The sequence below is a fragment of the Salinivibrio costicola subsp. alcaliphilus genome (genome assembly GCF_001996185.1).
GTDB lineage: Bacteria > Pseudomonadota > Gammaproteobacteria > Enterobacterales > Vibrionaceae > Salinivibrio > Salinivibrio costicola.
The window spans coordinates 54,341-68,409 of record NZ_MUFR01000002.1; the positions used below are offsets into that span (position 1 = coordinate 54,341).

Annotated in this window: 16 protein-coding genes; 8 read left to right on the forward strand and 8 right to left on the reverse strand. The window is 51.6% G+C overall.

Going from position 1 to position 14,069, the window contains the following annotated elements:
- Positions 1–42 precede the first annotated feature (42 nt).
- On the reverse strand, positions 43–1,581 hold the full coding sequence (gene gpmM, locus BZJ21_RS00950) for a 2,3-bisphosphoglycerate-independent phosphoglycerate mutase (protein ID WP_025744222.1): 1,539 nt from the start codon (positions 1,579–1,581) through the stop codon (positions 43–45).
- A gap of 482 nt (positions 1,582–2,063) precedes the next feature.
- Between gpmM and BZJ21_RS00955 the strand changes: the two genes are divergently transcribed.
- From BZJ21_RS00955 to cysE, 4 genes are all read left to right on the forward strand, one after another.
- Positions 2,064–2,525, forward strand: coding sequence for a rhodanese-like domain-containing protein (locus BZJ21_RS00955; RefSeq protein ID WP_025744223.1), 462 nt, complete (start codon positions 2,064–2,066; stop codon positions 2,523–2,525).
- Positions 2,526–2,621: 96 nt separating this feature from the next.
- Positions 2,622–3,104: a protein-export chaperone SecB gene (gene secB / locus BZJ21_RS00960; RefSeq protein ID WP_025744224.1), complete on the forward strand. Its 483-nt coding sequence runs from the start codon at positions 2,622–2,624 to the stop codon at positions 3,102–3,104.
- Between the two features lie 9 nt (positions 3,105–3,113).
- Positions 3,114–4,133 (forward strand): NAD(P)H-dependent glycerol-3-phosphate dehydrogenase, encoded by a 1,020-nt coding sequence (gpsA, locus tag BZJ21_RS00965; RefSeq protein ID WP_025744225.1) that lies wholly within the window; start codon positions 3,114–3,116, stop codon positions 4,131–4,133.
- 119 nt (positions 4,134–4,252) lie between these two features.
- Positions 4,253–5,086 carry a serine O-acetyltransferase gene (cysE, locus tag BZJ21_RS00970; protein ID WP_236719494.1) on the forward strand — a complete coding sequence of 278 codons (834 nt, stop codon included), beginning with the start codon at positions 4,253–4,255 and terminating at the stop codon, positions 5,084–5,086.
- Positions 5,087–5,176: 90 nt separating this feature from the next.
- Here the strand turns inward: cysE and pfkA are convergent, their stop codons facing one another.
- The 3 genes from pfkA to BZJ21_RS00985 form a co-directional block, all read right to left on the reverse strand.
- Positions 5,177–6,139, reverse strand: coding sequence for a 6-phosphofructokinase (gene pfkA / locus BZJ21_RS00975; protein ID WP_025744227.1), 963 nt, complete (start codon positions 6,137–6,139; stop codon positions 5,177–5,179).
- 154 nt (positions 6,140–6,293) lie between these two features.
- The gene (fieF, locus tag BZJ21_RS00980) at positions 6,294–7,235 is read right to left on the reverse strand and encodes a CDF family cation-efflux transporter FieF (RefSeq protein WP_025744228.1); all 942 of its coding nucleotides are present in this window, start codon (positions 7,233–7,235) and stop codon (positions 6,294–6,296) included.
- Positions 7,236–7,310: 75 nt separating this feature from the next.
- Complete coding sequence (locus BZJ21_RS00985) at positions 7,311–7,775, reverse strand: Spy/CpxP family protein refolding chaperone (protein ID WP_077668909.1); 465 nt, start codon at positions 7,773–7,775, stop codon at positions 7,311–7,313.
- A gap of 161 nt (positions 7,776–7,936) precedes the next feature.
- On the opposite strand from BZJ21_RS00985, the gene BZJ21_RS00990 reads away from it, so the two are divergent.
- From BZJ21_RS00990 to trmL, 3 genes are all read left to right on the forward strand, one after another.
- On the forward strand, positions 7,937–8,632 hold the full coding sequence (locus BZJ21_RS00990) for a response regulator (RefSeq protein ID WP_077461523.1): 696 nt from the start codon (positions 7,937–7,939) through the stop codon (positions 8,630–8,632).
- Positions 8,620–10,014, forward strand: a complete 1,395-nt coding sequence (gene cpxA, locus BZJ21_RS00995) for an envelope stress sensor histidine kinase CpxA (protein ID WP_077668910.1) — start codon at positions 8,620–8,622, stop codon at positions 10,012–10,014. The genes BZJ21_RS00990 and cpxA overlap by 13 nt, the downstream gene beginning before the upstream one ends.
- Positions 10,015–10,076: 62 nt before the next feature.
- On the forward strand, positions 10,077–10,538 hold the full coding sequence (gene trmL, locus BZJ21_RS01000) for a tRNA (uridine(34)/cytosine(34)/5-carboxymethylaminomethyluridine(34)-2'-O)-methyltransferase TrmL (RefSeq protein ID WP_077461525.1): 462 nt from the start codon (positions 10,077–10,079) through the stop codon (positions 10,536–10,538).
- Between the two features lie 96 nt (positions 10,539–10,634).
- Here the strand turns inward: trmL and tpiA are convergent, their stop codons facing one another.
- A complete protein-coding gene (gene tpiA, locus BZJ21_RS01005; protein ID WP_025744232.1) occupies positions 10,635–11,402 on the reverse strand; it encodes a triose-phosphate isomerase in 768 nt (255 codons plus the stop codon).
- A 208-nt stretch (positions 11,403–11,610) separates the two neighbouring features.
- Here tpiA and BZJ21_RS01010 point away from each other — a divergent pair, with 208 nt between their 5' ends.
- Positions 11,611–12,027: a 5-carboxymethyl-2-hydroxymuconate Delta-isomerase gene (locus BZJ21_RS01010; RefSeq protein ID WP_236719495.1), complete on the forward strand. Its 417-nt coding sequence runs from the start codon at positions 11,611–11,613 to the stop codon at positions 12,025–12,027.
- 14 nt (positions 12,028–12,041) lie between these two features.
- Here the strand turns inward: BZJ21_RS01010 and BZJ21_RS01015 are convergent, their stop codons facing one another.
- From BZJ21_RS01015 to BZJ21_RS01025, 3 genes are all read right to left on the reverse strand, one after another.
- Positions 12,042–12,389 (reverse strand): DUF3135 domain-containing protein, encoded by a 348-nt coding sequence (locus tag BZJ21_RS01015; protein WP_025744234.1) that lies wholly within the window; start codon positions 12,387–12,389, stop codon positions 12,042–12,044.
- 239 nt (positions 12,390–12,628) lie between these two features.
- Positions 12,629–13,372, reverse strand: coding sequence for a ferredoxin--NADP reductase (locus BZJ21_RS01020; protein WP_025744235.1), 744 nt, complete (start codon positions 13,370–13,372; stop codon positions 12,629–12,631).
- A gap of 9 nt (positions 13,373–13,381) precedes the next feature.
- A complete protein-coding gene (locus BZJ21_RS01025) occupies positions 13,382–14,002 on the reverse strand; it encodes a helix-turn-helix transcriptional regulator (RefSeq protein ID WP_077668911.1) in 621 nt (206 codons plus the stop codon).
- Positions 14,003–14,069 lie beyond the last annotated feature (67 nt).

A 14,069-nucleotide genomic window follows, 5' to 3' on the forward strand; every position in this document is an offset into this window, starting at 1 on the left:
AGGGTTTGACCTAGGCGTGTTCGTTTCTCCCGCATGGGGAGATTATTTCAGATCGAACAGAGGCTTGCCAGTCATCTCTTCAGGAATCGGCATATCGGACAATGCCAACATGGTCGGTGCCAGATCAGACAGCTTACCGCCTTCTTTCAAGGTCACTGGTTTGCTACCGACATACATCAGTGGGACTGGTAAGTTGGTGTGTGCGGTATATGCACCGCCCGTTTCCTCGTTAACCATCATTTCAGCGTTACCGTGGTCGGCGGTGATCAGCATTTGACCGTCCACTTCTTTAATCGCTTCTAGCACGCGACCGATACAGCCATCGACAGCTTCACACGCTTGGACAGCAGCCTCGTAGACGCCCGTATGACCGACCATATCACCGTTCGGGTAGTTACAGATGATCATATCGAACTTGCCGGACTTAATCGCATCAACCAGTTTATCCGTTAGCTCTTCAGAGCTCATTTCGGGTTGTAGATCGTACGTGGCCACTTTGGGTGACGCCACCAAAGAGCGCTCTTCGCCTTCAAATACGGTTTCCATACCACCGTTGAAGAAGAAAGTGACGTGCGCGTATTTCTCAGTTTCTGAAATACGTAGCTGGGTTTTACCGGTTTTCGATAGCCATTCACCCAAGGTGTTTGACAGGCTTGTCGGTGGGAAAGCCACCGTCGTATCGATATCGGCTGCGTATTCGGTCAGCATGACAAAGTCGGACAGTTCGGCATACTTCTTACGCGCAAACCCATCAAACTCAGGCATAAAGGCACGAGTCATTTCGCGCGCCCGGTCGGCACGGAAATTCATGAAAATGACTGCGTCGCCGTCGTTGATGGTCGCTTTGTTGTCACCCTCACGGAAGATTTCCGTTGGGGCGACAAACTCGTCATTTTCTTCACGCGCATACGCCGCTTCGAGGCCTTCAACCGCGCTCGTTGCGCTATGCTCGCCTTGCGCCAAGGTCAACAAATCGTAAGCTCGCTCTACACGATCCCAGTTGTTGTCGCGGTCCATCGCGTAGTAGCGACCCACCAGTGAGGCCGTACGTCCTTTGCCTAGCTTGGCAAAAAGGGCGTCAAAACGCTCAAGTGAGGCTTTTGCGCTACGTGGTGGCGTATCACGACCATCCAAGAAGGCGTGCAGATAGATTTGATCCGCACCACGCTCAGCGGCCAACTCAACCATGGCCGCAATGTGGTCTTCATGGCTATGAACGCCACCTGGTGACATCAGACCCATGATATGAACGGCTTTGCCTTTATCCACGGCTTTATCGACCGCGGCAGTGAGTGCGGGGGTCTGGTTAAAGTCGCCATCGGCGATGGATTTGGTGATACGGGTGAGTTCTTGATACACCACGCGGCCAGCACCGATATTCACGTGACCGACTTCTGAGTTACCCATTTGCCCATCAGGCAGGCCAACGTCAAAACCGGATGCTGAAATCAAGGTGCTATTGTCGGCCATCAGGCTGTCGATAATCGGCGTGTTAGCATTGGTGATGGCATTATCGCTTTGTGGGTCACGATAGCCCCAGCCATCGAGAATCACCAGTGCAAGTGGTTTTTTCGCAGACATATTACGTCCTCTTAATTCAAGCTAAAGACTGACATTGGATGCCACTGACATTGAATGTCATGGAGCAGCCACTGAGGCTTGATGCCAGATTTGAGGCTAGCATCAGGCCTCAGTGGTGCAGTGTGCGTAATTTTACAACATTTTACGCAAGGATACGTAGGCTAAGATCAATTATTCCAGCTGATAAGTTAACCAGCAAGGGTTGCATGGCTTGCCTTCTACCCTTGACTCCCCTCATTATGGCGAAGATTGTCGGTATACGCGAATGGCTTCACTCGATGTCTGCGATTGATGAAACCTTCTTTCTTTTTAACATATTGAGGGGAACGAAAATTTATCATTCGATCACCGTGAGTGAGCAAGCGCGCGATTTCGTCTTGGTAGGCTGTAAAACCCTGACGAGCAGGTTATACTCGACACCATTTTCATCCCTTGATGGACTCTCGCCTCGCGGGACAAACAAGCAGTATAGAGCAAAGGTTATGCAGGAATATATCGATTTTGTCTCCAACAACATGATTCTGACACTGGTCTGGGTTGGCTTAGCTGCCACCTTGTTGATGTCGCTGATCAAACAGAAAACCGCCGCTTACAAAGTGGTGGCTCCGAACGATGCCGCGATCCTGAACAACCGTGAAAATGGGGTGTTTGTGGATATTCGCAGTCATGACGAGTTTCGAGCGGGCCATATCACGGGCGCAATCAATGTATTGCCCAGTGAAATTAAATCGCACTCATTTGGCGAACTTGAAAAACATAAAACTGACCCCATCATCGTAGTATGCAAGACCGGTCAAACCGCGGCTGACAGTGCGAATCAACTCGCCAAAGCGGGTTTTGAGTCTGTGTATGTGCTCAAAGATGGCTTGACCTCGTGGAACGATGCCAAAATGCCACTGGTCCGCGCCAAAAGCGGTAAAGGCAAAAGCAAAAAGAAAAAGTGATCCCTCACTCAAATCTCGAGCGACTGCATGACGCAGTGGCTCGCATTTTTTAATGTGCCCGGCACATAAGCAACTAGTTAGAAAGGACGAACCACCATGGCTGAAGCAGAAAACAACCAACAAGCCGAGCAAAACTTTGCTATCCAACGCGTTTTTCTTAAAGACGTGTCTTTTGAGGCGCCAAATTCACCTGACGTTTTTCAGCAAGACTGGGCACCTGACGTTAACTTAGATTTAGACACGCAAAGCCGCGAGCTGGGTGAAGGCATTTACGAGGTTGTTCTGCGTCTAACCGTGACCGTGAAAAACCAAGAGAGCAGTGCGTTCTTGTGCGAAGTACAACAAGGCGGCATCTTCTCGGTTACCGGCATGGATGCGCCGCAATTAGCGCATTGCCTCGGCGCTTTTTGCCCGAATATTCTGTTCCCTTACGCGCGTGAGACGATTTCTAGCTTGGTCGTTAAAGGGACGTTCCCACAGCTTAACCTTGCACCGGTAAACTTTGATGCCTTGTTCATGAACTACCTGCAACAGCAGGCGGACGCGAAATCTGGCGAAGAAGAAGACGCGCAAGCCTAAGGGGTCATTATGACAGATCTTGCTCCCACTCAAGACGCCGCGATTGTTGTATTGGGCGCTGGTTCGTACGGCACTGCCTTAGCGATCTCACTGGCGAGAAATGGTGCCAACGTTGTGTTATGGGGGCACGATCCACGTCATCTTGCGCAGTTGGAAATTGACCGTGCTAACCAGGCTTTTTTACCAGGCGTCGCTTTTCCAGACTCGCTGGTGCTTTGTGCCGATTTGTCCGTGGCGGTGAATGCCAGTCGTGATTTATTGGTGGTGGTGCCCAGCCACGTCTTTGGTCAAGTGCTCGGCCAAATCCGGCCCTACTTACGCGCGGATTCTCGCGTTTGCTGGGCCACAAAAGGGCTAGAACCGGAAACCGGACGCCTGTTGCAAGAAGTCGCGCGTGAACAACTGGGTGATTCGCGCTCGCTGGCGGTACTCTCGGGTCCCACTTTCGCTAAAGAGCTGGCGGCTGGCATGCCGACGGCGATTTCTGTTTCCTCGCCTGACCCTGAGTTTGTGCGTGATTTGCAAGAGACGATTCATTGCCAGCAGAGTTTCCGCGTTTACGGCAATCATGATTTTATCGGCATGCAATTAGGTGGCGCGGTAAAAAACGTGATTGCGATTGGGGCTGGGATTTCTGATGGTATCGGGTTTGGTGCCAATGCGCGCACGGCTCTAATTACGCGTGGCTTGGCGGAAATGACGCGCTTAGGTGAAGCGCTAGGCGCATCGCGAGAGACCTTTATGGGCATGGCCGGTTTAGGTGATCTGGTTTTAACCTGCACCGATAATCAATCGCGTAATCGCCGCTTTGGGCTGGCGCTTGGCCAAGGTGAAGGCGTGCAAGCGGCGCAGGATAATATCGGTCAAGTGGTTGAGGGCTTTCGCAACACCAAAGAGGTGTGGGCCCTGGCGCAGCGCGCTGGGGTTGAAATGCCGATTGTGGAGCAAATTTATCAAGTTTTATATCAGGGTAAATTGGCGCATCACGCTGCTCGAGACTTGCTGGCCCGCGATAAAAAATCCGAATAACGGCAACGTGTATCAGCATATAAATAGGCGCGCGGGGTGAGAACCGCGCGTTTTTTTTATACACTGGCACGGTAGGGGAACGTCCCAGTTGCCGGTGATTTTTGATAAGGATGAAGGCAGTGAATCAGGCTAAAAAAGAATGCCAACAGAACCGTGTGTGGCAAGCGGTAAAAACAGAAGCACGCGAACACTCAGAGCGCGAGCCCATGTTGGCCAGCTTTTACCATGCCACAATTATCAAGCACGATAATCTCGCCAGTGCCCTGAGCTATATTTTGGCCAATAAATTGTCGACGCCGTCGATGCCGTCGATGGCGGTGCGAGAAGTGATTGAAGAAGTGTATGCCAATGATGCGTCGGTGGCTGAATCGGCTGCCTGCGATATTTGTGCCACGGTAGAGCGGGATCCTGCGGTGGAACTGTACTCCACGCCCTTACTGTACCTAAAAGGATTTCATGCCTTGCAAGGCTTCCGTGTGGCAAATTGGCTGTGGCACCAAGGTCGCAAAGAGTTAGCGACGTACCTACAAAACCAAATTTCAGTGACCAGTCAGGTGGATGTTCATCCGGCGGCCACTATCGGACGTGGGATCATGTTTGACCACGCCACGGGGATCGTGATCGGTGAGACGGCGGTGATCGAAGATAATGTTTCGATCTTGCAAGATGTTACTCTCGGCGGGACCGGAAAAGAAGGCGGTGATCGCCATCCGAAAATTCGGACCGGTGTGATGATCGGCGCCGGTGCGAAAATCCTTGGCAATATCGATATTGGCGAGGGCGCGAAAATTGGATCATGCTCTGTGGTGCTCAACCCTGTACCGCCGCACACCACGGTGGCGGGCGTGCCGGCTAAAATCGTTGGGCGCCCGAGTTCACACATGCCCTCACTGGATATGGATCAAGAGTTTAACGGCTCACACAAAACGTTTATTTCGGGGGACGGCATATAATTGCTTTGACGCCATTCCACAAAAAAAACGGAACCGCACGGTTCCGTTTTTTGATCGCCATGCGCTAATCAGCGCAATATCGCGAGCGGCTTAGAACAGTTTTTCTGCCACTTCGTAAAGATCATCACGGAATGGGCGCTTCATGTTTTCAATGGCATCAATGATGTCATGGTGAACCATTTTGTCATTTTGAATCCCGACACAGCGTCCGCCTTCGCCGTTTTGCAGCAGGTCGACCGCATAGGCACCCATGCGCGAAGCAAGGATACGGTCAAATGCGCCTGGCTGACCGCCACGCTGAATGTGGCCCAAAATGGTCGCACGTGTTTCGCGGCCAGTTTCGGTTTCGATGAACTTCGCCAGTTCATTAGCATCGGTCATTAGCTCTGTAATCGCGATGATCGCGTGCTTTTTACCCTTGTAAATGCCTTCTTTCACTTTGGCAAGCAGCTTGTCTTTATCAAGACCAATTTCCGGTGTGATGATGTATTCACAGCCGCCAGCGATCGACGCCATTAAGGTCAAGTCACCACAGTGGCGCCCCATGACTTCGACAATAGAGATCCGCTGATGCGACGAGGAGGTGTCACGCAAACGGTCGATAGCGTCGATCACTGTGTTCATCGCGGTCATATAGCCAATGGTATAATCGGTACCGGCGACGTCGTTATCAATGGTGCCTGGCAGGCCAATACAAGGATAGCCCATCTCAGTCAGTTTTTTCGCGCCCATGAACGACCCGTCACCACCGATAACCACCAGTGCATCAATGCCGTGCATTTTTAGATTTTGAATGGCTTGCTCACGCACTTTTTCGTCAGCAAACTCGGGGAAGCGAGCTGAACCTAAAAAGGTTCCGCCGCGGTTAATCACGTCAGATACGCTTGTTCGGTTAAGGCGTTCGATACGGTTTTGATGCAAGCCAAGAAACCCGTCATAAATACCGTAAACTTCTAATCCTTCGCTCAATGCGCTGCGAACCACACCGCGAATCGCTGCGTTCATACCTGGCGCATCACCGCCACTGGTCAAAACACCAATTTTTCTAACCATGGTTACCCTCTGACTGTTCGTCACTTATTTCGTGCCGATTGCGGAAATGGCAACCTGCTTGCCCCAGTGAACCCGCAATGACGCTTGCTTAAACTGTAATTTTCCTACTTCTGTAATAGTATTACAATTACTGTAGAAAAAAAGTTGATACATGTCAGCCCGATGAGCTTTTGTTCAGCCTCTCATCAAGGCTTTTGTTTTCCTTGCCACCACCTGTTTCCCTTGCCACCACCGATTTTGGATCTTGATGAATCATGACATCCGCACCGGGAAAGGCGACCAGTAGCCTATCTTCTACGGCATCTGCAAGGGTATGTGCATCCACTAAGGGTAGCTCGTCATCAAGCTCTATGTGTAGTTGGATAAATTTTGTCATACCGGCTTGGCGCGTACGCAGTTGGTGAATGCCATGAACGCCGACGACAGAACTGGAAAGTACCGCGATTTTCTCTTGCTCTTCAAGCGGTAACTGCCTATCAAGCAGTGATTGGACCGCCTCGTACGCCATTTTGACAGCTTGAGATAGGATAAAAACACTGATGCCGATGGCAAACCAAGCGTCAGCTTGCGTCCAGCCGTACCAACTCAATGCCAAGGCGACGATGATCGCAATATTCATCAATAAATCGGATTGATAGTGAAGTGCATCGGCAGCAATGGCTGGGCTGGCCGTTTTGCGAATCACCCATTTTTGGAATAAGACTAACCCTAGCGTAATCACGGTGGCACCTGCACTGACAGCAACGCCAAGCTCTGGCGATGCAATCGGCACTGGCTTGAACAAACGTTCAAGGCCACTGAGGAGCAAGAAAGAGGCTGATCCGACGATAAAGGTGGATTGCGCGAGTGCGGCGAGGGATTCGGCTTTGCCGTGCCCGAAACTATGTTCACTATCAGCAGGTTGAACGGCGTACCGCACCACAATTAAATTGGTCAACGAGGCCAGTAGATCGAGCAGTGAATCGACAAATGAGGCCAGCACACTGACCGATCCTGTCAGCCACCATGCAATCAATTTGGCCAGAAGTAAGGTGGTCGCTACCGCGGTGGCTGCCCACGCGGCGGCCTCGACCCAGAAAGCATACTGTTTTTTCATAAAAAAGGGCTGTGTAATGAAACGCAACCCTTAGTATATAGACTGTTGACCCGATGCGTATGACACGACGCAGATTTATCGTGAACAATTGCCTCGACGATCATGGTGGCCTTGGCCGCGCTTGCCTTTTTCTTTATCCCAGCCGCCGTGTCGGCGTTGGTCATGCATCTTATCTAAGAAGATTTCTTGTTGCTCTGGCGTCAACACTTGCATCATGGCATGCATGTGGCGAGCGCGCTCGATCCCTTGGCCGTGCATTTGTCGGCCATGTTGTGGCATGGCATTAAATAGCTCGGTGGCCGCCGCTTCATCAAATTCTGGTTGAGTTAGCAGTGCCCCCATTTTCTGCCGGAATCCGTCACGCGGCTGGAGACGTTGATCGCGGTAAGTGTCGCGAAGGGTGTCGAGTTGTGATTGTTGTGCTTCCGTTAAGTCAAGATCCTGCCAGATCCCGCGGTTGGTGTCGTTACCGAACTGCGGTGCAGCAAGGGTGGGAATCGCAATGAGCGCGGCGGCTAAGCCAAGGGTTAAACGTTTCATCCTGTCTCTCCATCATTGAGTAGGTACACGTTTAGATTAACCCTTGGGATGTAAAGTCACGTTATGCGATGTAAAGATGGGTAAAGTCATGCCTGTGCCGATGTCGCTATGATAAAAAGATTGTATTCAGCGTTACTGAATTGAGGAGAGGGTCACGGGCGATGCAGCAGGTTCTAATTATTGACGATGACACCGAATTGACCGCACTGCTTGGTGAGTTGCTGTCATTGGAAGGGTTTTCGGTTCGCTGCGCGGACAATGGACAAATGGGCTTAGCAATGGCGAGTGAATTACCGCCAGATATTATTTTGCTCGATGTCATGATGCCGGTCTTAAATGGTATGGAAACGTTACGGCAACTCCGCGCCACGTCACATGTTGCGATTTTGATGTTGACCGCACGAGGTGAAGAAGTAGACCGCGTGATGGGCTTAGAGCTTGGGGCGGATGATTACCTGGCCAAACCGTTTAGTGATCGAGAGCTTCTAGCAAGAATGCGGGCGATTTTACGACGCACTCGCTTACCGGACCCCGAGCCGCCGACCCAAGCGCAAGAGCCTGTTTTAGCCCATGACGATGTGTGCGTTTACCCGCATCGGTTGGAAACAGTATGCCAAGGCGAGACGGTCGATCTGACCGGCATGGAGACAGAAATGTTGGCGTGCTTGCTGGCGCACCCGGGTGAAGTGGTAAGTAAAGCCCACTTGAGTGAGCAGGTGTTAGGTAAGCGTTTGATGCCCTTTGACCGTGCCGTGGATGTGCACATTTCTAATTTGCGCAAAAAGTTACCTGAGCGTGCTGATGCTAAACCAAGAATCAAAACGCTGCGAGGAAAGGGGTATTTATGGGTCGACTAGCCAGCGTGCGCCAAACCCTGTCGCGTGTTCCTTTTTTCTCCAGTTTGTATGGTCGGGTTTTCGTGATTTTTTGGCTCACATTATTACTGGTATTAGCGGCGGTCATTTGGGCCCAGCGTGGCGATCCGCGATCGCTGCACCCAGTGCCGGCCGCGGAGCAAGCACGTATTGCTGCTCAAATAAATCAGTTAGTGAACATCGCGACGACACGCGACATACCGATAGCCACGCTCGTTGCCAGACATAATCAGCGTCGTGGTCATCGCCACAGTCGGGCAGCGAACACCCTTTACTGGGTCCCTAAATCGGCCCGGATTGACGATTTACCGACCGAGTTACGTCGCTTTATGGCTCAAACCAATGAGACAGAGCAGCCGATGCAACGCTTGGTGCGTCGCGCCATGCTCGCCGGTCCTTTTTCTGTGAGTACGGATAACACGCAAGGCAATCTTTATCATGCCCGTCGTTGGCAGCCTCGTCTTCCTTTCGTGTTGAAAATACTGGAAACGCCGCAGCATTTGTTGCTAGTCACTATGTTGGTCAGTACCCCCCTGTTGCTTTGGTTGGCCTATACACTGACGCGTCCGGCGCGGCGGTTTGAGGCGGCAAGTCGTCGTGTCGCCAACGGCGATTTAGTGCCGGATCCTGCGTTAGAGTGCGGCCCGAGAGAATTCAGTGAGGCTGGGAAGGGATTTAATCATATGGTTACGGCGCTCAATCAAATGGTGACCGGGCAACAGCAACTGGTGTCGGATATTTCTCATGAGTTACGGTCGCCGCTGACGCGCTTACAAATGGCACGCGCCTTGGCGGAGCGTGAATTAGGACACAGTGATAGCTTGGCCAGGATTGAGCGGGAAGCGGGGCAGCTTGAAGCCTTAATTGCGGAGCTGCTTACGTTGTCAAAACTGCAAGCGCAAGGGCAGCTTGAGCGCGCGTCAGTCAGTGCGGATGTGTTGTGGCAGTCGGTGGTGGACGATGCGAGTTTCGAAGCGAATCAACAAGGCAAATCGATCACGATAACGCCATGGCCGTCGGTCACATTGAGTGTTAATTCGCGCCTAGCTTGTAGCGCGTTGGAAAACGTACTAAGAAACGCGATCCGTTATGCGCACCTAGGTATCGATATCACCACATTTATTGATGATACCATGCTGGTCATTCAGGTTGCCGATGATGGTCCGGGAGTGCCAGAGAGCATGTTGACCGATATCTTTCGGCCTTTTTATCGTGTCTCTGCCGCCCGAGAGCGGCAATCTGGCGGCTCTGGGCTAGGGCTTGCGATCACCGCGCAAGCGGTACAACAGCATGGCGGGCAGGTCCTGGCTCACAATCGACCGCAAGGCGGGTTGGTCGTTACACTTCGCTGGCCGGTGCATTAATATTGCGCTGGTTTCCCGCGGTTGCGACAATAACGGCTTATTTCTCACTGTGGTAACTGACCATGTTTGACATTGCGCTTTATGAGCCAGAAATTGCGCCTAATACGGGCAATATTATTCGATTATGTGCTAACTGTGGCGCTAACTTGCACTTGATTGAGCCGTTAGGCTTCGATTTGGAAGAGAAGAAGGTACGCCGTGCGGGGTTGGATTATCATGACTTGGCGCGGGTGACGCGACATGCGAATTATGCCGCCTTCATTGATGCCATGGCGGGACGTCGGATCTTTGCTTGTACAACCAAAGCGACGCAATATCATACTCAGGCAACATTTGCGCCTGGCGACGTGCTGTTGTTTGGCCCTGAAACACGGGGGCTACCGCAGGATCTTATTCAGGCACTGCCGGACACGCAGCGTTTGCGTATCCCGATGCAGCCAGATGCACGCAGCCTCAACTTATCCAATGCAGTGGCAATTATTGGCTACGAAGCCTGGCGCCAGTTAGGTTTTGAAGGCGCATAGCAAACAGACTGAGATACCAAAAAAACGCCCCCTACCAATAAGGGGGCGTTTTTATTCGCGATCTCGTTGCTATTAGCAATCTAACCGCACAACGAATTACGCTTTTTTCGCTTCACCGGCGGCTTTCGCGATTGCAGCAAAGCCTGCAGCGTCAAGCGCGGCACCGCCAACCAAGGCGCCGTCGATATCCGGCATCGCGAACAGCTCTGCGGCATTTCCAGCTTTGACCGAACCGCCGTACTGGATGACCACTTTGCTTGCGACGTCTTCGCTGTAAGACGCAATGTGCTTACGGATAGCTGCATGAATGTCTTGCGCTTGCTGAGCGGTTGCCGCTTTACCGGTGCCGATTGCCCAGATTGGCTCATAAGCAATGATCGCACCGTTTAGCGCTTCAACGCCTTGAGATTGGATCACAGCGTCAAGCTGGCGAGAACACACCGCCAGGGTTTCGCCCGCTTCGTTTTGTGCGTCAGACTCACCGATACAAAGTACTGGCGTGAGGCCATTTTCTTTCAAGAAAGCGAATTTTTTCGCCACAAACTCGTCAGATTCTTGGTGATATTCACGACGCTCTGAGTGGCCGATAATAATATGGGTTGCACCAAAATCTTTCAGCATGTCGGCAGAGATATCACCGGTGAATGCACCGCTGTTGTTGGTATCAACGTTTTGCGCACCCAACTTAATGGCGCTGTCAGCCAGCAGTTGTTCGGCTTGTGCCAGATACATCACCGGTGGTGCGACGGCAACGTCAACGCTTTCAACGTCTTTGAGTTCAGCATTAAGGCCGTTAAGCAGTTCAGTGACCATGGCTTTGCTGCCATTGAGTTTCCAGTTACCCATTACCAATGGACGGCGCATAGGAGTTCCTCCGCGGTTTAGTTGATTTGAAGTCAAAAGATGTAAAGAAGGTAGTCTATTGTAGCGCGGCCTTCTCTGTTTAAAATCATAGAATGGCGAGAATGTCCTCGTTTTTACCCGTTTTGCGCGCAAAAGGGAACCTTCAAGTAGTAAAATTTCATCATTATTGCGCCAATGGGGCGGCCAAAGTGTGACAGAGGTGCTCGTGATGGCGTCTATCTTGCGGCATGATGCAGGTTTGTGTTTTCAACGGAGTGAAACGATGCCTCATTTGGTGATGGAATACACCGACGCGTTAGCAGAGCGCGTGAACATTGATCAGCTGGTGGATGATCTGCACCAAGCGGCGATCGCCACCGATTGTTTTGACCCTGACGCGCTCAAATCTCGCGCCGTTCCATGCGCCGTTTGGCGTGTCGGCGCGCAAGCCGATCGCGGTGAGTTTGTGCATGTCGAGTTTCGCTTACTGGCTGGACGCAGTGATCAACAAAAACAGCAAATCAGTGACGCATTAACCGGGCCGCTGCGTGACCATGCAGGCCATGTCACCAGCCTAACGGTGGAAGTTCGTGACATGGATACCACCAGTTATCGCAAGTGGGTCGGACCCAATCATGCACTATGAGTGGCTCAATCGGTTTATCTCGATTGCGTTGGCGGTGTGGGGGCGTTGGCTGTTTGTCCCACTTTAAATTCCATGATGTCCGCTTGGTGGCTGCGCAAGGCGTCTGGGTTGGTAAACGCAGTCGAAAAGCGCGAATACTGACGAGTCAGTGCTTGGAAGAGCATCATGTTGACGTGTAATGGATTTTTACCATGATCAATCATGCGATTAATATGGCTTAACATGGCATGGAGCTGCGGCTGAGTGGCGTGGGACGCATTGGCGATCACCTCTTCGCTCATTTTAAGCCGTAATGTTTCTAACGCACGAGGATCGGTTTGGGCCAGCGCCGCTAACTCATCAAAAGAAGGAAGGGTCTTCATCGCATACTCCTTACGCGTCGTCGGCCGCGTGGCCGTGTTACCAAAGCGTTAAAGTAACTATGAGTCGAGGTTTGCCAGGGATCAAACTTGCGCTGTCTGGCTAAGCTGGCGCCGTGGATAGAGAGATGGACGACGTATTGAGTAATCAATTGAATCAACGCCGTTTTTCTGGGATTATTTTTGTGGGTAAAAATGCCCCGCTTTACCGTATGCGTATCAGCAAAGCAGGGGGAGTGTTTTTACCAGTAATGCTCAGTGGTCACATTCCCGGGCTTGCGGCGTAAGTTTTTACTGAGGCCTTTTCCTTCCAGCAGTGTTTTCACTTCTTTTACCATGGCTGGGTTGCCACACAACATCACCTGGCTGTGCTCGGAGGTCAGAGGCAGACCAACCACGCGCTCGAGCAATCCGTCTTCGAGCGCGTGTGTTACCCGACCTGATAAGGCGCCAGCTATAGGCTCGCGACTAACAAAAGGCTGAACCACCAGTTGATCAGGGTATTTTTCTGCCAGTGCGTTAATGCGTGCTTGATAGGTTAAATCGGCAGCAAAACGTACCGCATGGACCAAGATAATTTTGCGAAAACGTGACCAGACATCGCCTTGCTCCATCAGCGAAATATAAGGGCCGATGGCTGTCCCCGTGGCAAACATCCAGAGGTGTTGACCTTGTGGTACTTCATCTAGGGTAAAGTAGCCGGCTGGATCTTGGGTAATCATCACGTTATCACCCGGCTCGAGCGCGTGAAGGCGTGGTGACATCAGGCCGTCAGCCACACGTGTCGCATACACTTCTAAGTATTTACTTTGTGGAGGATTCACAAACGAATAGGCGCGCTGGATCAGTTTGCCATCGATCTCCATCCCTAGCTTTGTGAATTGGCCTGCCGTAAATGGCGCGACAGGGGCGGATAACACCAGGCTGAAGAGATCCTTCGTCCAATGTTGGTTCTCCACGACATCAGCCTTGATCCAAGTGGCCATATTACCTCCTCACGTTTTATCTCCAATGCGATAGGTGCAGCGATGCTGTCCTGAAACAATGTGTTCTTCACGTTCCACCCGATAGCGGTCGCCCAGTAAGTGTCGAAATAACTGGATTTCTGAGCGACATAGCGCAGGACAGGTTTTCGCTGCTTGACAGATAGGGCAGTGATGTTCAATCAACATATAGTCAGCGCCGTCTCGATGGAGCTCAGCCATATACCCCTCGCTCTCTCTAAGATACGCCAAGGTTTGCAATTTAGCCTCTAAATTATCGTAATCTTTGAGCGCATCTTGGTATTGGGCGAAGGTGGCAGCTTCACGTTGGGCGATCACTTTTGCGACCCCTTGGTCGCCAAAAACCTCTTGCACCGAATCGATCAAGGTGACGGATAAATCATGATGACTATCCGCAAACCGTCGGTGTCCGGTGGCGGTTAAAGACCAGTGGCGTGTAGGCCGGCCAACTTTGGCGCGGATATCTTCAAAATCCACCAAGCCATCACGCTCAAGGCTTTGTAAATGCTGACGCACGCCCATGGTGGTCATATTCAGGTTATCCGCTAAGACTTTTGCACTGACACGGCCTTCGCGCTTTATGGTGTCTAAAATGCGGTCAGTGGATTTCATCGTCCGGACCTCGATTACCCCAATTGCAAATGTGCGAACGCATACTCACAATTAAATAAAGTAAAGT

Bases quoted from the DNA above. Each gene is read 5' to 3' on its own strand.
- cpxA (WP_077668910.1), top strand. From the start codon at position 8,620: ATGGGTCGACTAGCCAGCGTGCGCCAAACCCTGTCGCGTGTTCCTTTT.
- BZJ21_RS01025 (WP_077668911.1), bottom strand. From the start codon at position 14,002: ATGAAATCCACTGACCGCATTTTAGACACCATAAAGCGCGAAGGCCGT.
- trmL (WP_077461525.1), top strand. From the start codon at position 10,077: ATGTTTGACATTGCGCTTTATGAGCCAGAAATTGCGCCTAATACGGGC.
- pfkA (WP_025744227.1), bottom strand. From the start codon at position 6,139: ATGGTTAGAAAAATTGGTGTTTTGACCAGTGGCGGTGATGCGCCAGGT.
- BZJ21_RS00990 (WP_077461523.1), top strand. From the start codon at position 7,937: ATGCAGCAGGTTCTAATTATTGACGATGACACCGAATTGACCGCACTG.
- BZJ21_RS00985 (WP_077668909.1), bottom strand. From the start codon at position 7,775: ATGAAACGTTTAACCCTTGGCTTAGCCGCCGCGCTCATTGCGATTCCC.
- BZJ21_RS01015 (WP_025744234.1), bottom strand. From the start codon at position 12,389: ATGAAGACCCTTCCTTCTTTTGATGAGTTAGCGGCGCTGGCCCAAACC.
- gpsA (WP_025744225.1), top strand. From the start codon at position 3,114: ATGACAGATCTTGCTCCCACTCAAGACGCCGCGATTGTTGTATTGGGC.
- fieF (WP_025744228.1), bottom strand. From the start codon at position 7,235: ATGAAAAAACAGTATGCTTTCTGGGTCGAGGCCGCCGCGTGGGCAGCC.
- tpiA (WP_025744232.1), bottom strand. From the start codon at position 11,402: ATGCGCCGTCCATTGGTAATGGGTAACTGGAAACTCAATGGCAGCAAA.
- BZJ21_RS01010 (WP_236719495.1), top strand. From the start codon at position 11,611: ATGGCGTCTATCTTGCGGCATGATGCAGGTTTGTGTTTTCAACGGAGT.
- BZJ21_RS00955 (WP_025744223.1), top strand. From the start codon at position 2,064: ATGCAGGAATATATCGATTTTGTCTCCAACAACATGATTCTGACACTG.
- BZJ21_RS01020 (WP_025744235.1), bottom strand. From the start codon at position 13,372: ATGGCCACTTGGATCAAGGCTGATGTCGTGGAGAACCAACATTGGACG.
- secB (WP_025744224.1), top strand. From the start codon at position 2,622: ATGGCTGAAGCAGAAAACAACCAACAAGCCGAGCAAAACTTTGCTATC.
- gpmM (WP_025744222.1), bottom strand. From the start codon at position 1,581: ATGTCTGCGAAAAAACCACTTGCACTGGTGATTCTCGATGGCTGGGGC.